General features: G+C 29.9%; 30 protein-coding genes and 2 tRNA genes. 21 read left to right on the forward strand and 11 right to left on the reverse strand.

What is annotated here, in order from left to right:
* Positions 1–65 precede the first annotated feature (65 nt).
* From ACIJYF_RS00350 to ACIJYF_RS00450, 21 genes are all read left to right on the forward strand, one after another.
* Entirely contained in the window at positions 66–578 is a 513-nt protein-coding gene (locus ACIJYF_RS00350) for a TVP38/TMEM64 family protein (RefSeq protein ID WP_435116748.1), read from the forward strand.
* Between the two features lie 177 nt (positions 579–755).
* Entirely contained in the window at positions 756–956 is a 201-nt protein-coding gene (locus ACIJYF_RS00355) for a hypothetical protein (RefSeq protein ID WP_435116750.1), read from the forward strand.
* Positions 957–1053: 97 nt separating this feature from the next.
* A complete protein-coding gene (gene dcd, locus ACIJYF_RS00360) occupies positions 1054–1608 on the forward strand; it encodes a dCTP deaminase (RefSeq protein ID WP_435116752.1) in 555 nt (184 codons plus the stop codon).
* Positions 1609–1610: 2 nt separating this feature from the next.
* The gene (murA, locus tag ACIJYF_RS00365; protein WP_435116754.1) at positions 1611–2864 is read left to right on the forward strand and encodes a UDP-N-acetylglucosamine 1-carboxyvinyltransferase; all 1254 of its coding nucleotides are present in this window, start codon (positions 1611–1613) and stop codon (positions 2862–2864) included.
* Positions 2864–3262 (forward strand): DUF2948 family protein, encoded by a 399-nt coding sequence (locus tag ACIJYF_RS00370; RefSeq protein WP_435116756.1) that lies wholly within the window; start codon positions 2864–2866, stop codon positions 3260–3262. The genes murA and ACIJYF_RS00370 overlap by 1 nt, the downstream gene beginning before the upstream one ends.
* Entirely contained in the window at positions 3262–4545 is a 1284-nt protein-coding gene (gene hisD, locus ACIJYF_RS00375; protein WP_435116758.1) for a histidinol dehydrogenase, read from the forward strand. The genes ACIJYF_RS00370 and hisD overlap by 1 nt, the downstream gene beginning before the upstream one ends.
* Before the next feature lie 2 nt (positions 4546–4547).
* A complete protein-coding gene (gene infA / locus ACIJYF_RS00380; protein WP_023649077.1) occupies positions 4548–4763 on the forward strand; it encodes a translation initiation factor IF-1 in 216 nt (71 codons plus the stop codon).
* A 5-nt stretch (positions 4764–4768) separates the two neighbouring features.
* Positions 4769–4843 (forward strand) — tRNA-Phe (locus ACIJYF_RS00385).
* A gap of 81 nt (positions 4844–4924) precedes the next feature.
* Positions 4925–5137, forward strand: a complete 213-nt coding sequence (locus ACIJYF_RS00390) for a cold-shock protein (protein WP_271496110.1) — start codon at positions 4925–4927, stop codon at positions 5135–5137.
* 224 nt (positions 5138–5361) lie between these two features.
* Positions 5362–5436: transfer RNA gene (locus ACIJYF_RS00395), tRNA-His, on the forward strand.
* 4 nt (positions 5437–5440) lie between these two features.
* The gene (gene hisS, locus ACIJYF_RS00400; RefSeq protein WP_435116760.1) at positions 5441–6835 is read left to right on the forward strand and encodes a histidine--tRNA ligase; all 1395 of its coding nucleotides are present in this window, start codon (positions 5441–5443) and stop codon (positions 6833–6835) included.
* Positions 6813–7865 (forward strand): ATP phosphoribosyltransferase regulatory subunit, encoded by a 1053-nt coding sequence (locus ACIJYF_RS00405; RefSeq protein WP_435116762.1) that lies wholly within the window; start codon positions 6813–6815, stop codon positions 7863–7865. The genes hisS and ACIJYF_RS00405 overlap by 23 nt, the downstream gene beginning before the upstream one ends.
* Entirely contained in the window at positions 7865–8557 is a 693-nt protein-coding gene (gene hisG / locus ACIJYF_RS00410) for an ATP phosphoribosyltransferase (protein WP_435116764.1), read from the forward strand. Before ACIJYF_RS00405 ends, hisG begins: the two co-directional genes overlap by 1 nt.
* Positions 8558–8906: 349 nt before the next feature.
* Positions 8907–9092: a hypothetical protein gene (locus ACIJYF_RS00415; protein ID WP_435116766.1), complete on the forward strand. Its 186-nt coding sequence runs from the start codon at positions 8907–8909 to the stop codon at positions 9090–9092.
* Entirely contained in the window at positions 9089–9652 is a 564-nt protein-coding gene (locus ACIJYF_RS00420; RefSeq protein ID WP_435116767.1) for a hypothetical protein, read from the forward strand. The genes ACIJYF_RS00415 and ACIJYF_RS00420 overlap by 4 nt, the downstream gene beginning before the upstream one ends.
* Entirely contained in the window at positions 9649–9846 is a 198-nt protein-coding gene (locus ACIJYF_RS00425) for a hypothetical protein (protein WP_435116769.1), read from the forward strand. The genes ACIJYF_RS00420 and ACIJYF_RS00425 overlap by 4 nt, the downstream gene beginning before the upstream one ends.
* Positions 9843–10220: a hypothetical protein gene (locus tag ACIJYF_RS00430; RefSeq protein ID WP_435116771.1), complete on the forward strand. Its 378-nt coding sequence runs from the start codon at positions 9843–9845 to the stop codon at positions 10218–10220. Before ACIJYF_RS00425 ends, ACIJYF_RS00430 begins: the two co-directional genes overlap by 4 nt.
* Before the next feature lie 30 nt (positions 10221–10250).
* A complete protein-coding gene (locus tag ACIJYF_RS00435) occupies positions 10251–11348 on the forward strand; it encodes a DNA recombination protein RmuC (protein ID WP_435116773.1) in 1098 nt (365 codons plus the stop codon).
* Positions 11349–11385: 37 nt separating this feature from the next.
* Entirely contained in the window at positions 11386–12072 is a 687-nt protein-coding gene (locus tag ACIJYF_RS00440; RefSeq protein ID WP_435116775.1) for a hypothetical protein, read from the forward strand.
* Positions 12069–13514 carry an exonuclease domain-containing protein gene (locus ACIJYF_RS00445; protein ID WP_435116777.1) on the forward strand — a complete coding sequence of 482 codons (1446 nt, stop codon included), beginning with the start codon at positions 12069–12071 and terminating at the stop codon, positions 13512–13514. The genes ACIJYF_RS00440 and ACIJYF_RS00445 overlap by 4 nt, the downstream gene beginning before the upstream one ends.
* Before the next feature lie 67 nt (positions 13515–13581).
* Entirely contained in the window at positions 13582–13899 is a 318-nt protein-coding gene (locus ACIJYF_RS00450) for a thioredoxin family protein (RefSeq protein ID WP_028036230.1), read from the forward strand.
* Here the strand turns inward: ACIJYF_RS00450 and ACIJYF_RS00455 are convergent.
* The 11 genes from ACIJYF_RS00455 to ACIJYF_RS00505 are packed head-to-tail and all read right to left on the reverse strand — an operon-like array spanning position 13896 to position 24130.
* Positions 13896–15164: a bifunctional folylpolyglutamate synthase/dihydrofolate synthase gene (locus ACIJYF_RS00455; protein ID WP_435116778.1), complete on the reverse strand. Its 1269-nt coding sequence runs from the start codon at positions 15162–15164 to the stop codon at positions 13896–13898. The two genes, ACIJYF_RS00450 and ACIJYF_RS00455, sit on opposite strands and share 4 nt — an antisense overlap.
* A complete protein-coding gene (locus ACIJYF_RS00460; protein WP_435116780.1) occupies positions 15118–16050 on the reverse strand; it encodes an acetyl-CoA carboxylase carboxyltransferase subunit beta in 933 nt (310 codons plus the stop codon). Before ACIJYF_RS00460 ends, ACIJYF_RS00455 begins: the two co-directional genes overlap by 47 nt.
* A 1-nt stretch (position 16051) precedes the next feature.
* Positions 16052–16855, reverse strand: a complete 804-nt coding sequence (gene trpA, locus ACIJYF_RS00465) for a tryptophan synthase subunit alpha (RefSeq protein WP_435116782.1) — start codon at positions 16853–16855, stop codon at positions 16052–16054.
* The gene (gene trpB, locus ACIJYF_RS00470; RefSeq protein ID WP_435116784.1) at positions 16848–18041 is read right to left on the reverse strand and encodes a tryptophan synthase subunit beta; all 1194 of its coding nucleotides are present in this window, start codon (positions 18039–18041) and stop codon (positions 16848–16850) included. Before trpB ends, trpA begins: the two co-directional genes overlap by 8 nt.
* Before the next feature lie 9 nt (positions 18042–18050).
* Complete coding sequence (locus ACIJYF_RS00475; protein WP_435116786.1) at positions 18051–18671, reverse strand: phosphoribosylanthranilate isomerase; 621 nt, start codon at positions 18669–18671, stop codon at positions 18051–18053.
* A complete protein-coding gene (gene pyrF / locus ACIJYF_RS00480; RefSeq protein ID WP_435116788.1) occupies positions 18671–19354 on the reverse strand; it encodes an orotidine-5'-phosphate decarboxylase in 684 nt (227 codons plus the stop codon). Before pyrF ends, ACIJYF_RS00475 begins: the two co-directional genes overlap by 1 nt.
* Entirely contained in the window at positions 19341–19634 is a 294-nt protein-coding gene (locus ACIJYF_RS00485; RefSeq protein ID WP_435116790.1) for an HU family DNA-binding protein, read from the reverse strand. The genes pyrF and ACIJYF_RS00485 overlap by 14 nt, the downstream gene beginning before the upstream one ends.
* A 14-nt stretch (positions 19635–19648) precedes the next feature.
* Positions 19649–21376 carry a S1 RNA-binding domain-containing protein gene (locus ACIJYF_RS00490; protein ID WP_435116792.1) on the reverse strand — a complete coding sequence of 576 codons (1728 nt, stop codon included), beginning with the start codon at positions 21374–21376 and terminating at the stop codon, positions 19649–19651.
* Positions 21376–22032, reverse strand: a complete 657-nt coding sequence (gene cmk, locus ACIJYF_RS00495) for a (d)CMP kinase (RefSeq protein WP_435116794.1) — start codon at positions 22030–22032, stop codon at positions 21376–21378. The genes ACIJYF_RS00490 and cmk overlap by 1 nt, the downstream gene beginning before the upstream one ends.
* Positions 22032–23348: a 3-phosphoshikimate 1-carboxyvinyltransferase gene (gene aroA / locus ACIJYF_RS00500; RefSeq protein WP_435116796.1), complete on the reverse strand. Its 1317-nt coding sequence runs from the start codon at positions 23346–23348 to the stop codon at positions 22032–22034. Before aroA ends, cmk begins: the two co-directional genes overlap by 1 nt.
* A 5-nt stretch (positions 23349–23353) precedes the next feature.
* Positions 23354–24130 carry an ATP-binding cassette domain-containing protein gene (locus ACIJYF_RS00505; RefSeq protein ID WP_435116798.1) on the reverse strand — a complete coding sequence of 259 codons (777 nt, stop codon included), beginning with the start codon at positions 24128–24130 and terminating at the stop codon, positions 23354–23356.

Genomic DNA, 24130 nt, shown 5'->3' on the forward strand with positions numbered 1-24130 from the left:
TTGAACTTAGAAATTCAAATTTATTTTTACTATCAATAATTTTTCTAGGACTAACGATATTGTGGGTGTTTCCATTTTTAGGATTTGGTTCACCTGTTGCACTGATGGGTGGATTTATTTTTGGAAAGTGGGTTGGGACACTGCTAGTTGTTTTAGGGTTAAGTGTTGGTGCAACTTTCTTATATTTATTTGGTAATTATTTTTTAAAAGAATTAATTAGAGAAAAATTTTTAAATAAATTTCAAAATCTCGAGCAAAAATTTAAAAAATCTGAATTTATTTATTTATTATTATATCGTTTTATAGGAGGAATGCCTTGGCAGTTAAGCTGTCTTTTACCCACTATTTTTAATGTAAAAGTAAATAATTTTTTCTTTGCAACTTTGATTGGAATTATACCTCAAATATTCTTAGCTGTTTCCATTGGCAGCGGCTTAGAAAAGGTTATCGATCAAAATTCAGAACTTCCAGGAATAACAGATATAATTTTTTCTGCAGATATTTATTTGCCAATTCTTGCTTTTTTTGGATTAATTGTATTATCAATTTTTTTAAGAAAAATTTTCTACAAAAATTAATTTTGGTGCTCCCACCCTGTACTGACCAGGGAATTAGTCATTACCAATGACTTGATATACCATTTATCTATAGGAGCTTATGATCAAAATAATATTTACTGATAATAAAGCATTTTTTTCAAAATATTGCCTTAATTTTTTGATGAATATGCTTTATATCTACGTGAGGAAAATTTTATGGGAATTCATTACGATTATAAATCTACTAAAGGAAACAAGCTTATGGAGAAGCAAGCTAAAAGAGAAAAAAAGCTTGCTGAAAAAAGAGCTAAACGTTTAGCTAAAGAAGGACCTAAAGAAGAAGAGGTTAAGCCTAAAACGTTAGACACTTCTAAGCCTATCACATTAGACTTCCTTACTAATCCAGATAAAGAATGAATTCTAAAGAAAAAAATGAGCGATTAAGCTTAGCCCTTAGAAAAAACTTAAAAAAAAGAAAACTTTTTCAAAAAAAGACAAAGAAGAAAACTAAATAATGACAGTATTATCAGACAAGTGGATAAGAAAAACGTCCAAAGAACAAGAAATGATTTCTCCTTTTGAAGAAAAACAAGTGAGAGGGAATAGCATTTCTTACGGGCTATCTTCTTTTGGTTATGATGCAAGAGTTTCTGATGAGTTTAAAATTTTTACCAACGTGAATTCAGAAATAGTGGATCCAAAAAATTTTAAACCAACAAACTTTGTAACTAAAAATACATCAGAATGTATTATTCCACCTAACTCATTTGTTTTAGCGAGAACAGTTGAAAAGTTTAAAATTCCAGATGATGTATTGGTTATTTGTTTAGGTAAATCTACTTATGCAAGATGTGGAATTATTGTTAATGTTACGCCTTTAGAACCAGGCTGGGAAGGGTATGTAACACTTGAGTTTTCTAACACCACACCTTTACCTGCAAAAATATATGCCAATGAAGGGGTTGCGCAATTTATCTTTTTAAAGGGAAATGAAAAACCAGAAGTGACATATGCAGATCGGGATGGAAAATATATGGGCCAAACTGGGGTAACGTTACCTAAAGTATAGTTATGCAAAAACTAGAAGTCTTTGGAGCAAATAAGCTCAAAGGACAAATAAAAATATCAGGTTCAAAAAACGCTTCTCTTCCAATTTTAGCAGCAACTTTATTATCAAAAAAAAAAGTTTATCTAAAAAATTTACCTAGGGTAAGAGATATTGAGACGATGGTTAGCTTGTTGCAATCATTAGGATCTAAAATTAATTTTAATAAAAATAATCTAACTATTGATAACAAACAACAGAGCAAAAATTTTGCCTCTTACAGTTTGGTTAAAACTATGAGAGCAGGAATTTTAGTCCTTGGGCCTTTGCTTGCTAAATTTGGTAAAGCAAAAGTATCCTTACCTGGGGGGTGTGCAATAGGTACCAGACCTGTTGATATACATTTAGATGCTTTATCAAAGTTAGGAGTTAAATATAAAATCGTTCAAGGGTATGTGCATGCAAAAGCACAGAAGGGATTAATTGGAAATAAAATAAAATTTTCAAAAATATCAGTTGGTGCTACCGAAAATTTAATCATTGCGGCAAGCTTTGCAAAGGGAACTACGGTTTTAAGTAACTGTGCAATTGAGCCTGAAATAAAAGATTTAGTTAATTTTTTAAAAAGCATGGGATGCAATATCAAATGGATTAGTAAGCGATCAGTTAAAATTGAAGGAGTATCAGAGGTTAATGAAATTACTTATCCAGTAATGTTTGATAGAATAGAAGCTGGAACTTATTTAGTGGCTGCTGCAGTCACAGAGGGAAATTTAAAGATAAAAAATATAATTCCTAAAATTATTCAAACAGAAATTGATACTTTGAAAAAAATAGGAGCAAAAATTAGAGTTAAAAAAGATGAAATTCATATTGTAGGAAATAAAAAAATTAAAAGTATGAATATCAAAACAGCACCATATCCTGGTTTTCCAACTGATTTACAGGCTCAAATGATGGTGTTGTTGTGTAAAGCAAACAAACAATCTGTAATTAAAGAAGATATTTTTGAAAACAGATTTATGCACGTTGCTGAACTAAATCGAATGGGTGCTAAAATTTCAACAAATGGTAATAAAGCAAAAGTGAGTGGTAACATTAGATTTGAAGCAGCTGAATTGATGGCAACCGACCTTAGAGCCTCTGTCTCATTAATTTTAGCGGCATTAACTGCAAAAGGAAAATCGGTTATTAATAGAATTTATCATCTAGATCGAGGATACGAAAATATAGAAAAGAAATTGAAAAAAGTTGGAGCAAAAATTAGAAGAGTTAATTAATGGATAAGAAATATTTAGCAAAAATTATAGCTTCCGATAATGAAGGTTTACAAATGATTTCAGCATGTAGTGCTGGAGCTAAAGTTAAAGTGTCGGATATAAAATATTTGGCATCCAATAAAGTTTTCTTATTATCAATTGAGAGAACTAAAATTGAGACAGATCAAGAAGACAAGAAAATTAACAGTATTTGCAGGTTTGACTTTGTTGATAAAGTAAAATCTAAAAATATAGATCAAAAAAATAAGGATTTAGTTTTAGAATTGATCGCAATCGATTATCTAAAAAATAAAGATGATTATGAAATTAATTTAATTTTTAATAATAATGTCCACATTGCTTTGACTACAGAAACAATTGAAGTAAGACTAGAAGATCAAAGCGAAATTAAAGACTAATGAAAATATTAAATAGTAACATTAAAAATTTTGATAAAAATTTAGATAGCTTACTTTTGCAAAGAAAGAAAAAAGTACAATCTAACTCAGTTTCAGTTTCAAGTATTATTAAAGATGTCAGAAAAAATGGAGACAAAGCTTTAGTAAAATATGAAAAAAAATTTAATAAAAATACTATAATTGTTCCTTCACAAAAACAGATTACTAATTCAATAAAATCACTAGATAAAAAAGTAAAACAAGCAATCAATATTGCATACAATAGAATTTATAAATTTCACTCTCTTCAAAAATTTAAAAACATTTCTTACGTTGATAAGTACAAAAATAAACTAGAGTATAAATATATGCCTTTAGAATCGGTTGCAATTTATGTGCCTGGTTCGACTGCTTCATATCCCTCAAGTGTATTAATGAATGCTATTCCAGCAATTGTTGCAGGTGTTAAAAGAATTGTGATGATTAATCCTGGATTTAAAGGAAAACAAAATCTAGCAGTATTATATGCAGCTCGTAAATGTAAAATTAAAGAAATTTATTCAATTGGTGGACCATCAGCAATTGCAGCTGTTGCTTATGGAACAAAGAAAATAAATAAAGTTAATAAAATAGTGGGCCCTGGTAATGCTTATGTAGCTGCAGCTAAAAAAGAGGTTTTCGGTGATGTTGGAATTGAGGGAATGACCGCAGGCCCCTCTGAAGTTACTATTGTTTGTGATAAATTTTCAAATCCAGAATGGGTTGCAAGTGATTTAATTGGACAAGCAGAGCACGATAATCTTGCTCAATGTATTTTAATTTCAAAAGACAAATCTTTAATAGATAAAGTTCAAAATGAAATTTCTAATCAATTAAAAGAAATTCCAAGATCGTCTATTGCAAGACAAAGCTTAATGAATAATGGGATATTAATGCATATTAGTTCTGACAAAAAAATAATTGATGTTGTAAATAAAATAGCCCCTGAGCATTTAGAGCTAAATGTTAAAAATTATAAATCTTTTGTACCTAAAATTAAAAGCTCAGGATCTGTTTGTTTAGGAAAATATGCTGTTATGGCAATGACCGATTATAATGTTGGTTCTAACCACATATTACCAACCAATGGTTCAGCTAAATATTCAAGTGGAGTAAGTGTAAATGAATTTTATAAACGGATTTCCTATATAAACTTATCTAAAAAGGGTATTGAAAGTCTTGGCCCTTCAGTTATAACACTTGCAAATTACGAAGGATTGGCAGGACACGCTCAATCTGTAAAAAAAAGAATTAGGAGAAAATAAAATTGTCTAAACAAGATTTGCTTGAATTTAAAGGAAAGGTCATGGACCTACTTCCAAATGCAATGTTTAGAGTTAAGCTAGAGAATGGGCATACTGTTACCGCTCATACTGCTGGTAAGTTGAGAAAAAACAGAATTAGAGTATTGCAAGGCGATAACGTGACAGTCGAAATGACACCTTACGACCTTACAAAAGGCAGAATAATCTTTAGGGGTTAATTTTTGCCTCGGTAGCTCAGGAGTAGAGCAGAGCCCTGAAAAGGCTTGTGTCGGAGGTGCGAATCCTTCCCGAGGCACCACCATCCACTTTTCATCTTGAAATAATTTTAAAAGAAATTACCTTATTTATATAATAAATAACTATAGGACTAAGAAATAAGATGAGTACACTAACTGGTAAAATTAAATGGTATAATGGTAAAAAAGGCTACGGTTTCATTGAAAGAGATGACAAAGAAAAAGATGCCTTTGTGCATGCTTCTGCAGTTAAAGCAGCTGACATGAGATATCTAAATGAAGGTGATAAACTTGAGTTTACATTAGAAGATGGCCCAAAAGGTCCTTCTGCAGTTAATCTAAAAAAAATAGACTAATTTTTAAATATTTCTAAGGGCGTTAATCTACAAAATAGATTAACGTCCTTTTTATTTTTACCTTGAATAATGACAATTATTGTCTAAAAGACTGCCCATGATTATAAATATTACATACAGAGAGACTTCAAGAAGCACTCATAGAATCTGTTTCCATAGCCTGTAGGCTATTTATTTATAATATAATTTTTAATCCACACAAAAATAATATAAAAACAAGGAATGCCTGGGTGGTGTAACGGTTAGCACGAAAGTTTGTGGAACTTTAAGTTTGAGTTCGATTCTCAGCCCGGGTACCAAAAAATGAATAAAGAAAATAAATTAGTACCTGGATTACCTTCAGGTTTTGAAGATCGTTGGGATAAAAAACTTCTTCTCAAAAAAAAGCTATTAAAAGCGATTGAGAATAATTTTATTAAGTTTGGAGCAGAGGCTCTTGAAACCCCTTCGTTTGAAATAAGTGAAAACATAGGATCTTTTCTTGCAGAAGACGATACTAATCCTATGTCTGATGTATTCTCATTTCAAGATGGTGAAAAAAGTATTACGCTAAGGTACGATCTATCAAGTCCTCTAGCAAGATTTGTTGCTCAAAACAATCAAGAGCTCCCTTCAATATTTAAAAGATATGCAATCCAAAATGTATTTCGTAACGAAAAAGCTGGAAATGGTCGTTACAGAGAATTTATGCAAGCCGACTTTGATATCGTTGGAAATGTTAATCCTGCTCAAGCAAATGCAGAGCTTTGTAATTTAATTTCAAGTACACTATCAGATTGTGGATTAAACAAAGATCAATTTACCATTAATGTAAGTAATAGAAAAATCGTTCAAGGATTAATTGATGAATTAAAAATTTCTGAAGAAAAACAAATTAAGGTTATCCGAGCGATTGATAAATTAGATAAGCCTGGATTTGGATTAAAAGGAGTTGAAGACCTCCTTAAAAAAGAAAGAAAAGATCAAAGTGGTGCTATTACTAAAGGAGCTGATCTATCTGATGATCAAGCTGCACAAATATTAAATTTTTTAAAGATTAAAGACTTAAAACAATTAAAAGAAACTTTAAAAAATCCTTTATCCCAAGAAGGGATAACTGAGCTTGAGGATGTGTTTGAAGTATTAGGATTTGGGTCTAATTTAAATCAAGTTAAGACTAATTTTACTATCGTTAGAGGCCTTGCTTATTATTCTGACTTTATTGTAGAGACTAATTTAAATTTCAAAGTCACTAATAACAAAGGAAAAGAAGTAGATATTGGAAGCATATGCTCAGGGGGAGCTTATGCAAAATTAATATCTAGATTTAGAGGTGTTGATATTCCAGGAACAGGAATAAGTTTTGGTGTAGATAGATTATTGTTTGCTTTAATGCAATTAGATCAAATTAAAGTTGAAGATCAAAAACCAGTTTTAGTTTGTGTTATGGATCAAAAATATCTAAAAAATTATTATGAATTAGTGGATCTATTAAGAGACAATAATATTAACGCTGAAGTTTTTTTGAACACTAAAAAAAACCTAGGTAAACAACTTGATTTAGCAAATAAACGTCAATTAACCGTTGCGGTTATTTGTGGAGAAAATGAATTTAACGATAACACGGTTACTATTAAAAACCTTAAAGGCGTTAAGGGTGAAAACAATCAAACAATTCCAAAAGCTGATTTAATTAATGAAATCAAAAAACTTATCTGAAAATATCCTTAGATCGGTAAAATCTAAAGGATTTAAGTATATTGATTTACCTTCAGTAATTGAGGCCAATCATATTGTTCAAAGATCAGGTGAAAACTTTAGAAAATTTATATTTTCTTTTATTGATCAAAACGGAAGTGAGCTTTGCCTTAGACCAGATTTAACCATTGCATCATGTCTTAGATATTTAGAAAATAATTTAAAGGGAAAAGAGAAGATTTTTTATAGCGGTCAGGCGTATAGAAAGTCACAAAACAAAAAAGACTCTATAATTAGAGATCAAGTAGGTTTTGAGATAATAGGATCCAAGGATGAGAAGAATGATGATAAAGAAATCATAAACACTTCTCTAAAGTCTCTACAAAATATTAAATATACATCTGGTACACTGACAATCGGTAATGTTGAAATCTTTAATTTGTTAATTTCAAAGTTAGATATCCCAAAGCGTTGGAAGTTAAGATTATCAAGACATTTTTGGAGAGAGAAATATTTTAATGATCTCTTAAAAAGATTAGAAACTAATTCAGATGTAGATCCAACTATCGTTGAAATTGATAAGAAGAGATATTTTAAAATGTTAAAAGAGGATCTATCTAAAGTTATTGCAGGAAGATCAATTGATGAAATTTTAAAAAGATTTGATAACAAAATTAGGGACCCAAGAGGAACAAAAAAGGGTGAAAATGTATCAAAAATTATTAAAGAGTTTTTAAAAATTAAATGTCCAATTAATAAAGCTGCAAGTGAATTAAATAAGTTTTTTAAAAAGAATAAAATTAATTTAGTAGTTGATCAAAAATATTTTCCAATCTCAAATAATAAAATCTCAAAACTCAATGTTGTATTCTCTGCTTCATTTGGAAGACAGTTAGAATATTACACAGGCATGGTATTTAAAATTGATATCAAGTCTAAATCAAAAATCAGAAACATAATTAATGGTGGAAGATATGATAAATTAATTTCAGATCTTGGGGCTAAAAATCAAGTAGCAGCAGTTGGAGCTGCTTTAAATTTAAATTACTAATGAGCAAAAATATAATTAATATTGGTATTCCAAGTAAAGGTAGACTTAGAAAAGATATTCTAAAGATATTTAAAAAAAATAAATTAAATCTAGTTTCTGAGCGTGGGGAAAGAGATTTGTTAGGATCCATAAAACAATTAAAGAATATTAAAGTTTTATATCTCCATGCCAGAGAAATAGTTGAAAGACTTGGAGATGGTTCATTAGATCTTGGTTTTTCAGGATATGATTTATTAAAAGAAAGTGAAGTAAATATTCAAAATAAAATTAATGTATCTAAAAGATATGATTTTGGAAAAGCAACGTTGGTTGTTGCAATTCCTGATCCATGGATTGATGTTCAAACAGTTGCAGATTTAGAGGAAATCGCATTTGAATTTAAAGATAAAAAGAAGAAAAGATTAAGAGTTGCAACTAAATATCCAAATTTAACTAGAGAATTTTTATTTTCAAAAGGGGTTACTCAATTTAAATTGGTTGGAAGTTTAGGAGCTACAGAGGCTTATCCTTTTACTGGATCAAGTGAAATTATTACTGATATAACGTCAACTGGTGAGACTTTAAAAGCTAATAATCTTCGTATTTTAAAAGATGGTGAGATCTTAGAGTTTGTAGCTTGTATGATGACGTCAAAATCATCTGTTAAAAAGCCAGAAATTAAAAAATTAATTAAACTACTTTCTAAGAATTAGATCTTTCCAATAAATTAAAATAATCTTAATAATATCAAGGTTTCTAGCAACTGCATAAAGTGCAATCACAGCTCCTATTATAAATATAATTTTTAATATTAAGAATAATTCCATAATTTAAATTTTTGTTATCTTTTTTTTAACAAAGTTTTGACTGAATGAAAACATACCAGTTTGATTAATTAATATCATGCATTGGATTTCCAATCTTTTTTCATCCTGTTTACGTCTTTTTTCATTATCTTCCTTGTTATCACGTAGGCAACTCCCACGAGAAAGGATTGGAACCATTATCAGTAACTACAAGTTACTTACTTTCAAAAATACAACCAATAAGGAGCGCTAATTAATGGAAATAAATGATATTTACAAATATTGTCATGTATCAACCTTCATCTCATACGGTAATTCCACACCAGTCTACAAACAAACTTTTAAATTCAAAGTAAACTCAAATATCCATCATAGTTTATTATTAGATAAAATAACGTCACTTTTAAAAAGTGATGGTTTCAAAGTGGAGCTTAAATCTTGAAGCGCTTAGCTATTTTTATCTCATTACATCTATTTTTATTTTTATTAGTTATTGCCTATCAAGCTCAGGCAGAAGAGGAAGAGTGGAGTATAGATAGATATGAAACATTATCCTATGCCCGGGTAAGTGGAGAGGTTACTCATGGTGATAATCTTAACTTTTGGATTAGAACACAGGACAATTGTGAAAAAGTTTATAATACATTTACCGTTTATACCTATGAGAAACCAGGGGATATTAAGCAATTATTGGATAAAAATATTCCAATTAAGATAAATGGTGAAGAGATCACAGCTAAAGTTCAAGATATAGCACCGTTTTTAATGGGTTACCGTGTTCATCTTAGTTTAGGTTCTTATCCTATCAAAGAATATATTTATTTTCTTAAAGAATTTTATGATGAGTTTAAAAAATATGAAATTGAAATTGTTGATGGACTAAATTTTACGGCAGCTAAGTATTTTGATATCCGAACTAATAGTTGGAAATTAGATAAACTTGTTCCCTCAGTGTTAGAGGCTAATAAGCTTTGCAGAGAATTTTCACATAAAAAATTATGATAAATGATTTTTTTAATTGGTGTGTGTTAGTTCTTGAAATTATGGCTGAACATACTGGAATGTCATATGAGTTAATCAACATCCTTATTTTTGTTATTTTACAACCTTTATTGATTGCAATCTTTTTTTATTTGTGGCGAAGAGAAAGACATAAATTTAGAGAAATCAGTGATTTTTATGATTTTCGTAAATGAGAAAAATAATTATTTTAATATTACTTATTTGGCCAAATTTTTCAGTAGCTGATCAAGGTCTTGAAATAACTTGTGTTAATATGAAATCAGCACTGTTTGGGAGAAAGTATAAACCCCTCAATTTCAAGCTTGAAACTACCGCATTTCATTATTTTGATGATCAAAAAGGTCAGTTTCAAACCATCAAGAGTAGTGAATTAGATACAGGTGAAGATTACTTTACTGCTAGATTTAAAGATTATGAATTAGGATTTCAGCTAATTTTATTTGAAGGTGAAGAAAAACCTCGAATGACTATGTCTAAATATGATTTTAAGAATAATAAGTTTTTAGAGCATTATGCTTGTACAGCTATTAGCTCTTATATTAACTAAATTTTTAATATAAAATAAAAAAATAGAATCATGGATATAATTTTAGTTGTTTTGTTAGTTTTATTAGTAGGGATTGCATCAGCAATTCTTTATCTAAATCTAAAATCTAAGCCAAAAGATGAGAATGAAAATAAGGAAGCTGAAGAGATAGCTAATTTAAAAACTGAAATCGTTACATTAAAAGACACCTTAAACAATACTATTAATACCTCGCTGGGTTCAATGTCGACTTCATTTAACAATCTATCTACTGGGGTCACTAAAGATATGACAGAAGCTTTAACTAAAGTTGATGAAAAAGTTGGAAACTTTAATAGTCAGGTTGAATTATTAAATAAAAGCCAAGAGGGGATCACTAAAATTTTAGCAGGTGTTAAAAAGTATGGAACGCTTGCCGAGTTTAGTTTGGATGCATTAATTAAAGACTTGTTACCTGCTTCTCAATTCATGACTAACGTTAAGATGAAGGAAGATACCAGTGAAAATGTTGAATTTGCAATTAAGCTTCAAGGGGATGTTTTAGTTCCTGTAGATAGCCATTTTCCAGTAGAAAAATTTAAAGCAATTACCGATGGTCATGACGCGCAAGATAAAAGAGCTGTTGCAGATGCTAGAGCAAAATTAGCCACTACTTTTAAAGCTAAAGCTAAAAGTGTTAATGAAAAATATATTGTTCCACCAAAAACTACAGATTTTGCAATTGTTTATGCGCCAACTGAAAGTTTGTATAAAGAATTAACTGAGTACCAAGATCCAAGCACTAAAGAGTTGTTAACTCAAGAATTAATGAAAAAACATAAAATTGTAATTTGTGGCCCTAATACTCTTTCAGCTTACTTACAATCTCTTCACATGGGATTTCAATCTTTAAAAGTTCAAAAAGGTGCTACCGAAATTTATAATCACTTAAAAACAATAACCTCAAGATTTGGAAAGCACTTTGATAATATAATTTCTCTTAGAAAAAAATTAGAAGAAGCTATGTCTGTTGTGGATAAGTTCGGAACAGACGCAAGATCAATTACTAGAACACTTGAAAGTATTAAAGATCCTGAACAACTTGAAAAAGCAGTCCAAACAGAAAATGTAGAAAAATTTGTTGATCGTTCAAAACAAGCAAATAATTAATTTCTTTTTTTCTAAAATAGCTAATATAAGAAATCACATGGAGTGGAATAATAAATATATTTATCCAAAATCAACTAGATCAATAGTAGATGGCTCAAGACATTACTCTGTTAATGAAGAACGCTTGCCATCAGTTACAACAATTTTAAAAGCAACTGAGTTTGAAGAAAAAAAAGCATCTCTTCAAGCGTGGAAGCAAAGGGTTGGTCATAAACAGGCAGCAATTATTACTCAAGAAGCTAGCAGCAGAGGTAGTTCAATGCACGAATACCTTGAAAAATTTTTGCTAGGTAAGTTAAATTTAGATTTATTGGGAGACAATACTAGAGAGCGAATGATGGCTGACCAGATTATTGAAAATGGTTTAAGAAATAAATTGGATGAGATTTGGGGCTGTGAGGCAACATTATATTATCCCGGAAAGTATGCAGGAGCTGCTGACTGTGTGGGAATTTATGAAAATAAAGAGACAATTATCGATTTTAAACAAAGCAACAAACCCAAAAAAGATGAATGGATTGATGATTATTATTTGCAATGTAGTGCTTATGCTTTAGCCCATAACACTGTACATGGATCTAATATTACTCAAGCAGTCATATTGCTATGTACAAAAGATAATATGTTTCAAAGGTTTTTAATAGATGGTGAAAGATTAAAAGATTATCAAAATAAATTTTTAGAAAAAGTTGAACAATTTTATGCACAAAGGAGAGCAAATTGAATTACGTAGTATGGGATATTGAAACAGATTCTGCTCAAACAGATTGGGCAACTATTATTGAAATAGGTGGAATATTATTAGACGAAAACTTTAAAGAATTAGAGCGTTTTCAAGCAAGATGTAGACTACCCCAAGATAGAGTTCCAAGTGCTACCGCTCTTTGTATTAATAAATCAAATGTCGATTTATTGACTAAAGGTAATCTAAGTCATTACGAAATGTTAACTCAGGTGGAACAAAAATTTAGAGAATGGTCACCTGCAACCTTTTTAGGTTATTCAAGTATCAACTTTGATGATGAAGTAATTAGAAAAGAATTTTTTAAATCTTTAAGAAAGCCATATTTGACAAATACGGAGGGAAATGTTCGCCATGATGCTTTAAATATTGTTAGAGCAGCATTTGCTATAGATGATGATGTTTTAAAGACAGAATTAAATCCTAAAGGAAATAAATCAATGAAGCTAGAGTCTTTAGCTCGATTAAATGGCTTTGAGTTTGCTGGTGCTCACTCTGCATTATTTGATACTGAACTTACTGTTAAAGTTTTAGATTTAATTAAACAAAAACAACCAACACTGTGGCAAGAATATTTTAAAACAAGCAGCAAAGTTATTGTTGAGAATATGGTTAAACAGGAAAAAATATTTACATTGAATGAGTATTTTTATGGAACAAGCCGTTTATATTTGTGTGCACCACTACACCCGAATGCTTGCATGCATCCAGTTTATAAATGGGGTCAAGCTGTAGATCTAAGAGTTGATGTGGAAGCTATTCAGAAATTAAATTACGAAGACTTAAAAAAAGAGATGAAAAAATCTCCTAAATTTTTAAGAACTATTAGATCAAATAAAGCACCAATAATTTTAGATCAAAGTTTTGGAATGAAAGTTGAGCCTTATAGTAAACTAGATCCAAATCTAATTAAAAAAAGGGCCGAGTTAGTTAAAACTAATGAAAAGTTCTCACAAGATATTTGTAATATTTTAAGAGAAGCTGCAGAAGAGAAAATGGAAATTTCCTCACAAGAGGATATTGAACCAGAAGAGTCTATTTATTCTGGAGGATTTACCTCTGCTAAAGACCAAGCTTTATTTCCTAAATTTCATACAGGTGATTGGAAAGAAAAATTTGCATTATTAGATAAGTTTGATGATCAAAGACTTGTTACTTTTGGTCATGGATTGATATTTAATGAGGCGCCTGAAATTTTACCTAAAGAAATTCATAAAAAAATTAAACGTCGTATAGCTTCACGAATTTTAAGTACCAATAAAGAGAAATGGTGGACAATTTCTGCCTTTTATTCAGAATGTGATGAGATTAGAGAAAATGAAGACAAGATGTTCTCCTTCAAAACAGTAGATGAAAAGCTTAAATTTCTTGATGGAATTAATGATTATGTGATGAATCTAGAGCAAAAGTATTCTGACGTATAATTTAATAAATCAAAAAAAGTTTACTTTTGCCCATTGAATAATCAATTGAATCAATTATATCAGACATATGCTTAATGATTTTAAAGACGACGATTTTGATAGTAAAATAAAAAACGAAGATATTTCAGTTATCCAGTTTAGTGCTGCTTGGTGTGGACCTTGCAAAGCACTTGTTCCAGTAATGACTAAGCTTTCAGACGAATATAAAGATAAAGCTGGTTTCTATTATGCAGATATCGAAGATGGCGGAATTAATACTGGAAGTGCTGCAGGGATTAGAGGCGTACCGACAGTTATTATCTACAAAAAGGGTGTTGAAGTAGATAGAAAAGTTGGTGGAGTTCCTGAAAGTCACATGAAAGAATTTTTAGATAAAAATATCTAATTTAAATTCAGTACTTCCCCAGCAAGATACAAAGAGCCTGTAATAAGTATTATATCGTTTTCCTTAATTGGAATTGATTTAATAGCTTCTTCTACATTTTCTTTGTAGTTAACGTTTTTAAAACCATTAAGTTTATCTTTAAGTTCTTTACCTTTAATTGAATTAGGTTGATTTGGGATATCTATAGTGGTCAAGGTTTTAACATCCTTAAAGTAACTCATATATTCATTATGATCTTTATTAGCCATCATTCCCAAGATAATGTGTTTATTACAATTTAAACTTTCTAAATATTCATTTAATACTTTTGCGCCTAAAGGATTATGAGAGCCATCAACAAAAAGTTGATGATCTTTGGCAAGCTCTTTTAGTTTACCAGATTTGATTTCTTGTAATCTTGCAATACTATTTATTTTTGTAATTCCTTGTTTGATGTGATCATCGTTTATATCAAAATTTTTTATGCCTCTTAATGTTGCAATAGCTGTAGAGATATTTTCTAATTGAAATTGACCTTTAGTATTAGGTATTGGCAATTTTATTCCACCTAATTGATCTTCATAATAAAAGAAATCATTTTCTTTCATTGTAAAACTATAATTTTCATTATGAAAAAACTTATTTGAACTATTATTTGACATTGTTTTTTTAATACTATCTGTAATTTCTTTAGAACTTTGTTTTGCAACTACAATATTTGAATTTAAAAGAGTTGAAGTTTTCTCATAAATAATTTTTTCAACAGTTTGTTCTTTTTCAGGTAGCCAATCTAAATGATCAAGACCAATTGAGGTTACTATGCTTGCTAGATTATTCTTTAAAATATTAGTGGCGTCAAACCTATGAAATAGGCCAGTTTCTATCAAATTTATATTGTCTGGATATTGAGAAGCTTTTAAAAAATAAGCTGCGGTTAATATCTCAAAAAAGGTAATAGGTTCATTATTGTTAGCGCTTTCAATTTCTTCAAATAATTTTGCTAATTCTTCATCGTTAAGTTCTTCATTATTAAAAACAAACCTTTCATTGATACTTTTAATATGAGGACTTGTGTAAATATTACATTTAATTTTTGCTTCTTTTAAAATGGCAAACATTGCTTGGATAGTTGAATACTTTCCATTGGTTCCTACAATTGAAATTGCTTTAAGCTTATCTTGAGGATTGCCTAATCTTTGACAGAGATTTTGAATACGATCTAAACTTAGATCTATTTCTTTAGGATGCAGCTCTTGTAAGCGACTGACTATCTTCTGAAGTTTCATTTTGTTCAGAGCTTATAACAGAATTTTGTTTTAACAATATTGATAATAAAGTTCCTATTTTTGATACAAGATCTTTACGCTCAACAATTAGATCGACAAAACCTGTTTTTTCAACATATTCACTTTTTTGAAATCCTTCAGGCAATTCCTCTTTAACAGTTCCTTGAATAACTCTAGCACCTGCAAAAGCTATTAAGGCACCTGGTTCTGCAATATGAATATCACCCAACATTGCATAAGAAGCTGTAATACCGCCCGCTGTAGGATCGGTGATGCATACTAAATAAGGCAAACCATTTTTCTTTAATTCATTAATTGCAAGAGTTGTTCTGGTCATTTGGGACAATGAAATTAAACTTTCCATCATTCTCATTCCACCACCAGCGCTAATACATATAAAAGGAGTTCTGTTTTCTATAGCATGTTGAATGCCATATAAAAAAGCTTCTCCCTCAGCTGCAGCCATTGAAGCACCTAGAAAGTCAAAGTCTGATGCAACTGCTGTTATCTTAATGTTGTTGATAGTTCCACAAGCAACCATCATTCCACATTCCATGCCTGTTTTTTTACGAGCAGCTTTTAGTCTATCTTTGTACGATTTTGAATCTGTCCAGTTTAAAGGATCATCTTTTGGAATAGGAGTTTTAAACACTTCATAATTATTTTTACCAAATAAAATATCAAATCTTTGGCTTGGTTTAATTCGGTGATGTTTATTACAATCTGGGCAAACCCATAAGTTTTGCTCTAAATCTTTTTTAAGAATGGGTCCTCTACAACAACTTGTCCAATCACTCTTTGCGATATCTTCTTTTGTAGCTCGTTCATGAAAAGCAGTTTTGATTTTCTCTCCTGCCTTGATTATTTTAGTTATCCAATTGACCATATTAATTTAATTCTTCTGTAAAATTTTTTACTAAATTGCCTAAACTTTGTGGTAAATCTTTGTTCTCAATATTATCTTGAATATATTTTACAAATGCTGATCCGACAATAACGCCATTACAACCACTATTAGCCATTTTTTTAGCATCTTCAGGACTCTTAATTCCAAATCCAGAACAAATAGGGATTTGAGTTAAATTTCTGATTCTTTTTACAAAATTCGTAACATCAGTTTCATTTGCTGATTTAACTCCGGTTACACCCGAAACATTAACTTGGTACAAAAAGCCAGAGGCTATATTAACAATATCTTTAAGTCTGTTGTCATCAGTAGTAGGTGCAGCTAATTTAATAAGTGATAATCCATTTTTATTTAAAGCTTCTCTTAATTTATTTTCTTCTTTTAGTTCATGAGGAGCGTCAACTACAAGCACAGCATCAGCGCCAGCCACTTTAATATCGTCTACAAAATTTGAAATAGGATACTTGTATAAATTAGCAATATAGCCCATCAATACAATTCCTACATCCTGATTGTAATCTCTTATATCCTTAACTAGTTTAATAATATCTTGAAGATTATGACCATTATTTAATACATGGTCGTGAGCAGCTTTAATAATAGGCCCTTCTGCACTTGCTTCAGATGTACAGTATCCAATTTCCAATATAGAAACACCATTATCAATTGCTTGTTTGATTAACTCCAAACTTATTTCAGGCGTAGGGTAACAACCTACAAAATAAGAAACTAATTTTGTTTTAGGAGTAGGGGACTTAAAAATTTTATCTAATCTTTCACTCAAAATCTTTACCAATATGTTCTTGAATTGTGTCTAAATCTTTTTCACCTCTGCCACATAGGCTTAGGCAAATGATATAATCTTTAGGTTTATCTTTTGCTTGTCTAAAAATGATTTCAGCAGCACCCGCCATAGGTTCTAAAGCAGAACAAATCCCTTCAGTTTGAGCAATCATTTTATAAGCATCTAACATTTCTTGATCTGTTGCAGATGAATAGTTAACAGCTTTTTGATCTTTTAAGTAAGAGTGCATAGGCCCTACAGAAAAATATGTTATTCCAGCACCTAAACTCATTCCTCCTAAAGATTTAGCACCATCATCAGTTTGTAACATATAAGTTTTCATTCCCTGCATGATACCCGGCGTACCATTTGTTAGTGCTGCAGTTTCTGCAGCTTCAACACCAATTTTTTTTACGTTAGGTTCATCCAAGAATTCATAAATAGCTCCTGCAAAATTTGAGCCTCCACCAACACATCCTACAATCATATCTGGAATTTTTCCTTCTTGTTCCATAGATTGTTCTCTAATTTCTTTTCCAATAATACTTTGAGCAAATGCAACTAGTTTAGGGAATGGTGCTGATGAAACAGCAGACCCACATATGTAAGCATATTCTGGATTACTAGACCAAATTTTAATTGCAGATGTAATAGCTTCTTTAAGTGTACCAGGTACAGCTTCTAATTTTGCACCATAATGTTTTGCTTTAATAATATTTTGATTAACTCTCTTTATATCAATATCACCCATAACACCTATTAATGGCATATTGAATTTTGCAGCAACAGCAGCAGTTGCACTAAAATGTTGTCCAGCTCCAGACTCACAAATTAAATGAGTTTTACCCATTCTTTTTGCAAGTAAAACTTGAAACAGACTGTTGTTGATCTTGTGAGAACCAGTATGATTTAGATGCTCTTGTTTAAATAAAATTTTTGCACCACCTAATTTTTTAGTAAGATTTTCTGCATAATATAATGGTGAAGGTCTTCCAATGTAGTGCTTACAATAATAAGCATATTCATCTAAAAAATCCTTATCTTTAACAGCTTCTTCAAACCCTTTACTTAATTCATGAAGTGCTGGCATAAGTGTTTCACCCACTGCCATTCCACCCATAGCAGCATCACCTTCGCCGTAATAACCTAGCTCATCTGGACCTGTTTTTAACGAATTTTTTGTCATAGATAATTTTTAAGAATTTATATTATGGACTGTATTTAAAAACTTATCAATTTTATTTATATCCTTAACACCTCTATCTGACTCTAAATTACCACTGACATCTATTAAAAAAGGCTTATCTTTAAAATTATTTAGATCATCAGTTTTGATATCACCAGCAACCATAATTGGCTTTGAACTATTTACATTATCTAAAAAATTATGATTAAAAGACTGAGTTTTTTCATAACCTTTTGAGTCAAAAAGTAATATATTTGCCACATCTTCAAAAGCTTTGTATTTATTAATGTCATCTTGATTAGATACTGTAAGAGCAGTAATAATTTTTTTATTATACTTTTGTTTAATTTCTTTTATTTCATCAGGCGTGCTGTCATAAATTTGATAATAATCAAAGGGCAGATGTTTAATTTCCTCTAAAATAGTCTCATCAGGTTTTACAAGTACTGCTACAAAATTAGATTTCTTTTTATCTAATTTCAGTAACTCATTTAGCTTTTCAGCCTCAACATATCTTGAGCTTTTTTTATAGTTGCAAATGAAACCAATAAATTGGGATGGATAGGGATGATTAATTATAAAATTAAGAGTATTGAGATCTGAGATCCCACAAATCTTACAACCTTTCATTAGTTTAAATGATTGATTAATGTTTGAATATTATTTTTAATGTTACCTTTTGTAATTGGTCTTCCAATTACAAGCCAATCACTTCCATTTTTATATGCTTGTTTAGGAGTCAAGACTCTTTTTTGATCGTTTATGTTTGACTTTAATTTTGAATTAAATCTTATTCCTGGTGTAATAATTTCTTTTTTAAACACTTTTCTAACTATTTTAACTTCTTGAGCACTACAAACAATCGCATCTAATTTTGCTTTGTTTGCTAACTTAGCCTGGTGGTAAACTAATTTTTTAACATCCCTATTAAAACCAATTTCTTGTAGAGCTTTATTGTCCAATGATGTTAGAATAGTCACTCCAACTAGACGAGTTTTTCCAGAAGCTTTCTTGGCCGCTTTTAATGCTTCTAAGCCTGAACTGATATGAATTGTGCAATAATTAAATTTAAGATCTTTAATTGCTTTTATAGCTGAAGAACAAGTATTTGGAATATCTGAAAATTTGTAATCTCCAAAAGTTATTTGATTTTTTAATTGTGAAACAAACTTTCTTCCATTTTTGGAATTTAAAAACTCTAATCCAAACTTGTAACCAATTTTTAATTTAGAAGTTTTTGATTTTTTTATTATTTCTTTAATTCTTTGAATATTTGTACTATCACAAGCTATGAATATTTTATTCTTCTTCATTGTTTAATTTTTTAAACAAGTCTTTTGACATTTTAAAGTGAATTGTTTTCTTTTCTGGCGTATTTACCTTCTCGCCGGTTTTGGGGTTTCTACTGATCCTCGCTCTTTGAATATTGGTTGAAAATACACCAAAACCTCTTAGTTCAACCCGGTCACCTCTTATAAGGGCACGTTTAATTTCATTTAAAATTATATTGGTAAACTTTTCGAGGTCTTTTTTTAAAAAATTGGGATAGTTTTCGGAGAGTTGTTTTAAAAGCTTTGATTTTACAATAGCCAATTTAAATCTTCTGTTTACTCTTTATCTTCTTCTTTTTTCTTTAAATCCTCAGAAAGTGAGCTGAAAGGTAAATTTTTTCCACTTGCTTCGCTTCCATAAGTTTTTAGTGCAGTATCTCGATCTATTTCTTCTAAAAGCTTAATACTTAATATCACTTTTCTCTTATCCATTTGAATTTCTTTAATAGCGACATCTACTTTTTCACCACCTGTCCATCTTGACGGTCGGGCATCTGCTGCATTGATGGCTATTTCTGACTTTTTAATTTGGAAATCCATTTCACATCCTTCAGGTCTAACTGTTAAACCTTTGTTGTCAGTAGATATTACTTTTACTGTAATTGTTTGATTTTTTTCTTTGTCATTAAAGTAATCAAAAGGATCTGCTTGGGTTTGTCTTAAACCAACTCTAATTTTTTGTTCTGAGGCTTTTACTTCAAGCACTTTAACTTTAATTTTATCACCTTTTTTGTACTTCTCTAATTCTTCTTCACCATTGTTGAGATAAGTTAAATCATTGCAGTGCAGAAATGCATCCACATCTAAGTCTTCAACTTTAACAAATAGTGAGTATTCATTTTTATTTACCACTTCACCTTCAACAATTGTTCCAACAGGATATTTTTTTTCAAATGTTTCAAATGGATTGTCTTGAGTTAATCTATGTGAAATTGCAACACGTCTTTTATCTTTATCAATTTCAGTAATTATACAGTCAATCTCATCTCCAACTTTAAACATTTTTTTAGCTGAAATATTTTTCTTAGTCCAACCGAGTTCACTTGAATGAAGTAAGGTTGTTAGTCCTGGCTCTAATTCACAGAATGCACCAAAGTCCATTAGTTTTACAACTTTAACTTTATAAATTTTATTTAATTCATAGTTTTCAATGTGTTCAAAAGGATCTGGAGATAGTTGTTTTACTGAACAGCCAACTTGCAGCTTTTCTTTATCTACTGTGATTACTTTTAAATCATGTTTTTCACCAATGTTAAAAACTTCATCTGGATGATTGACTCTTGAATAAGAAATTTCTTGTAAGTGAACTAAAACATCCAGCTCACCATTAACATTAAAGAAACACCCAAAAGAACTATACCCTTTAACCTCAGCACCCTTGATGATATCCCCAACTTTATATTTTTCGATAATTTTTGCTTTATCTTCTTTTTTAAATGAAGAGATTATTTCTCTTCTTGAAACACATGCATTGCCTCTAACTTTATCTAGCTTTATTAGAGCAAATTTTTGAGGTTCATTCATTAAGTGACTAATATCTTTTAATGGTTTGTCACTAATTTGTGATCCAGGTAAAAACATAAGAGATCCAGTATCGATGTGTTCGACGATACATCCACCTTTACATTTTGAAGTAATTTTACCCATGATTGGTTCATTTTTTTCATAAGCTTCAACAAGCTTGTCCCAACCTTTAATTTTTTGAGCTTTACTGGCAGAAACTAGCACTTCACCATGTTTATCTTCAATTTTTTCTAATAATACTGGAATAGTTTCACCAACTTTTATTTTTTCACCAAGACCCATGCTTTTTAGTTCATTCACATCAAGCACTGGTTCACTTTTTAAGCCTTCAACAAATAAGAAAACAAATTTTTCAGTAATTTTGTTAATTTTACCTTCTATTATCTTACCTTCTTCAATTTGGATTTTAGAGAGTTGGCTATTTAGTAATTTTTCGAATTCTTGTGAGGCTGGATTTGAAAGGTCTTTGTATATTTCCATTAAGTATTAATTTTCCTGTCTATAATTTTTTTTATTTTTAAAAAACACGCTCTTTTAGTAAGTTTCGATGTATTTAGCAACACTGAATCTTTAGTTTTCTTTAAGGGAGATATTTTTCTATTATAGTCACTTTTATCACGTTTTTGGATACTTTTTAGTACCTGTTTAAAGGAAATGTCCTTCTTTAGATTTTTAAGCTCTTTATATCTTCTAAGTGCTCTTGTTTTTACATTAGCTGTAATGAAGAATTTAAAATCAGCATCGGGCACAATATTGTAAGTGATATCCCTTCCATCAAGACATGATCCTTTATAGTTTTTTGGAGGATTGTAGGCGAAATTTAACTGAAATGAATGAACAAGTTTTCTTGTACTTTTTACTTTTGATATAATTGACGCTTCTGTTCCTACTTCATCTGACAACAATGCTTTATTAGCAAGATCTTTTACTTTGAGAGTTTTAATCTTAGATTTGATAAAGTTTTGATTAAATTTTTTTGGAAATTTAATTTTTAGATAAGCAATCATTCTATAAATTTTTCCGGTATCTAAATAAAAAAGATTGTAATGTTTAGAAATTGCTTTTGCTAATGTTCCAGCTCCAGCAGCAGCAGGGGAGTCGATTGCAATTTTAATAATATTTTTTCTTTTTATCATTATTTTTTTAAACCATTTACTATATCTAAGAATCTTGGAAAGGAAGTTTTAATAGAGTCTTTATCATGAATATTCCATGTTCCACCGAAAACTGAGGCTGCGATTACACTTGTCATAAAAACTCGATGATCTTTTAGGTAATCTTTAATAACAATCTTTTTATTAATCTTTAAATTAGGGTTACCAAATATTTTTATCGAGCTGTCAGTTGTGATTGTTTTAATTCCCATTTTATTTAAAATTTTTGCACCCCATTTTAATCTAGGGCTTTCTTTTTGGTTAAGTTCACTAATATCTTTAAAGTAAGAAATTCCACTTGCTTTGGCTGCAACTAAAAAAATTATTAAAAATTCGTCAATGGCACCACTATTAAGTTTAGGTGGACAATTAATTGGTTTCAATTTTTTTGTACTTGAAATTGAAATATCAGCTGTGAGTTCACCTTTGTAATTTTTTTTATTTTTAAATTGGATGTTAACACCCATTTTTTTTAAAATAGTAATTATTCCAATTCTAGAAGGATTAATATTTACATCTTTAATTAATAATTTTGAATTATTAGATAGGGCAGTTAAAACTATAAAAAAAGCAGCTGAGCTTATGTCCGATGGTATCTTATAATTTAAAGGTTTTATTTTTTTAGCTTTTGAAACTTCTATTAAATCATAGTTTTTTTTCTTTTTTACTTTTAAAGGAAGCTTTAAGTATTTACATAAAAGCTCAGTGTGATTTCTGCTTGGTTTAGCTTTAATAAAAGTTTTACCGTCTGTTTTTAAGCCTGCTAAAATAATACTACTTTTAACTTGAGCCGAACCTTTGTCTTCTAAATAATTGATTGGTAAAAGATTTTTATTTCCTTTAATTGTTAAGGGTAATCCTTTGCCTGTCAGTTTAATATCTGTACCGAATTTTTTTAGAGGTTCTGCAATTCTATTAAAGTCTCTTTTAGATAAACTTTTGTCACCAATAATTTTTATTTTATAAGGTGTATTAATCAAAAAACCTATAATTAATCTTCCCAGAGTTCCCGAGTTTTCTGCATTAAGGGTTAAATTATTTTTAAATTGATACCCATCAATACCTTTTCCGTAAATTTTACATGAATTTTTTGTACATTTTACTTTAATACCTAATTTTTGAATGGCTTTAATTGAAGCCATAACATCTTCAGACATTAATAAATTTTTAGCAGTTGATATACCACTTGCTAATGATGAGAAGAGCACCCATCTAATGCTGATACTTTTATCGCCACTAACTTCAATTCTTTTGTTGTAAGGTTTGATTTTACTATCAACGGATATTAATTTTGACATTGATTTTAATTAAATTTAAAACTGTCCCCAAAGTAAGCATTCTTTGCATTAGTATCTTTTACTAAATTAGAAGGCGTACCTTGCGCAACAATTTTTCCTTCACTTAAAATCATAGCAGAGTCTACACAAGCTAATAATGAAGAAGCTTGGTGATCTGTTAGACAAATTGAAATTTTTGTTTCTTGTTGAAGGTTTACTATTATTTGTTGTAACATTTTAATTGTTAAAACATCTAAAGCTGCAAATGGTTCATCCAAGAGCAACACTCTTGGTTCGCTCAACAACGCTAAAGCAATCACTAGTTTTCGTTTCTGGCCACCTGATAAAAATTTTGCTTTAATATCCTTTAAATTATCAAGCTCAAATCGAGAAATTAAATAATTCACCTTATCATTTCTAAGTTTTTTATTTTCAATAACAATTTCACTAATTGCTTTTAAATTATCATGAAGAGTAAGATCATTGAAAAACCCTCCATACTGAGGGCAAAAACTTGTTTTAAATTTTTTTGTTCTTAAATAAACAGGAAAGTGAGTTACATCCTCTCCAGATATTTTTATTTTTCCATTAGATGGAGTAATTAATCCTGTAATAAGATTAAAAATAGTGCTCTTGCCAACACCATTTGGCCCTAACATTCCAAAGCTCACTCCTTCGTTAATTTTAAAACTTATATTATCTAAAATTAATCTATTTCCATATGCAAGTGAAACATTTTCAAATTCAATGATTGAGTTAATGTTTTTAAAAGATTTGATTCTAAATTTTTTTATAACAGCCAT

It is taken from the genome of Candidatus Pelagibacter bacterium nBUS_49, assembly GCF_051200925.1.
Classification (GTDB): domain Bacteria; phylum Pseudomonadota; class Alphaproteobacteria; order Pelagibacterales; family Pelagibacteraceae; genus Pelagibacter.

What these genes read in the sequence shown, in the direction of transcription:
- hisS (WP_435116760.1), top strand. Translation starts at nt 5,441, where the DNA reads ATGAATAAAGAAAATAAATTAGTACCTGGATTACCTTCAGGTTTTGAA.
- trpB (WP_435116784.1), bottom strand. Translation starts at nt 18,041, where the DNA reads ATGACAAAAAATTCGTTAAAAACAGGTCCAGATGAGCTAGGTTATTAC.
- aroA (WP_435116796.1), bottom strand. Translation starts at nt 23,348, where the DNA reads ATGTCAAAATTAATATCCGTTGATAGTAAAATCAAACCTTACAACAAA.
- ACIJYF_RS00460 (WP_435116780.1), bottom strand. Translation starts at nt 16,050, where the DNA reads ATGGTCAATTGGATAACTAAAATAATCAAGGCAGGAGAGAAAATCAAA.
- ACIJYF_RS00490 (WP_435116792.1), bottom strand. Translation starts at nt 21,376, where the DNA reads ATGGAAATATACAAAGACCTTTCAAATCCAGCCTCACAAGAATTCGAA.
- ACIJYF_RS00390 (WP_271496110.1), top strand. Translation starts at nt 4,925, where the DNA reads ATGAGTACACTAACTGGTAAAATTAAATGGTATAATGGTAAAAAAGGC.
- cmk (WP_435116794.1), bottom strand. Translation starts at nt 22,032, where the DNA reads ATGATAAAAAGAAAAAATATTATTAAAATTGCAATCGACTCCCCTGCT.
- ACIJYF_RS00440 (WP_435116775.1), top strand. Translation starts at nt 11,386, where the DNA reads ATGGAGTGGAATAATAAATATATTTATCCAAAATCAACTAGATCAATA.
- ACIJYF_RS00370 (WP_435116756.1), top strand. Translation starts at nt 2,864, where the DNA reads ATGGATAAGAAATATTTAGCAAAAATTATAGCTTCCGATAATGAAGGT.
- ACIJYF_RS00475 (WP_435116786.1), bottom strand. Translation starts at nt 18,671, where the DNA reads ATGAAAGGTTGTAAGATTTGTGGGATCTCAGATCTCAATACTCTTAAT.
- hisD (WP_435116758.1), top strand. Translation starts at nt 3,262, where the DNA reads ATGAAAATATTAAATAGTAACATTAAAAATTTTGATAAAAATTTAGAT.
- pyrF (WP_435116788.1), bottom strand. Translation starts at nt 19,354, where the DNA reads ATGAAGAAGAATAAAATATTCATAGCTTGTGATAGTACAAATATTCAA.
- ACIJYF_RS00355 (WP_435116750.1), top strand. Translation starts at nt 756, where the DNA reads ATGGGAATTCATTACGATTATAAATCTACTAAAGGAAACAAGCTTATG.
- murA (WP_435116754.1), top strand. Translation starts at nt 1,611, where the DNA reads ATGCAAAAACTAGAAGTCTTTGGAGCAAATAAGCTCAAAGGACAAATA.
- ACIJYF_RS00455 (WP_435116778.1), bottom strand. Translation starts at nt 15,164, where the DNA reads ATGAAACTTCAGAAGATAGTCAGTCGCTTACAAGAGCTGCATCCTAAA.
- ACIJYF_RS00450 (WP_028036230.1), top strand. Translation starts at nt 13,582, where the DNA reads ATGCTTAATGATTTTAAAGACGACGATTTTGATAGTAAAATAAAAAAC.
- ACIJYF_RS00505 (WP_435116798.1), bottom strand. Translation starts at nt 24,130, where the DNA reads ATGGCTGTTATAAAAAAATTTAGAATCAAATCTTTTAAAAACATTAAC.
- ACIJYF_RS00425 (WP_435116769.1), top strand. Translation starts at nt 9,649, where the DNA reads ATGATAAATGATTTTTTTAATTGGTGTGTGTTAGTTCTTGAAATTATG.
- ACIJYF_RS00430 (WP_435116771.1), top strand. Translation starts at nt 9,843, where the DNA reads ATGAGAAAAATAATTATTTTAATATTACTTATTTGGCCAAATTTTTCA.
- ACIJYF_RS00435 (WP_435116773.1), top strand. Translation starts at nt 10,251, where the DNA reads ATGGATATAATTTTAGTTGTTTTGTTAGTTTTATTAGTAGGGATTGCA.
- hisG (WP_435116764.1), top strand. Translation starts at nt 7,865, where the DNA reads ATGAGCAAAAATATAATTAATATTGGTATTCCAAGTAAAGGTAGACTT.
- ACIJYF_RS00415 (WP_435116766.1), top strand. Translation starts at nt 8,907, where the DNA reads ATGGAAATAAATGATATTTACAAATATTGTCATGTATCAACCTTCATC.
- dcd (WP_435116752.1), top strand. Translation starts at nt 1,054, where the DNA reads ATGACAGTATTATCAGACAAGTGGATAAGAAAAACGTCCAAAGAACAA.
- ACIJYF_RS00405 (WP_435116762.1), top strand. Translation starts at nt 6,813, where the DNA reads ATGAAATCAAAAAACTTATCTGAAAATATCCTTAGATCGGTAAAATCT.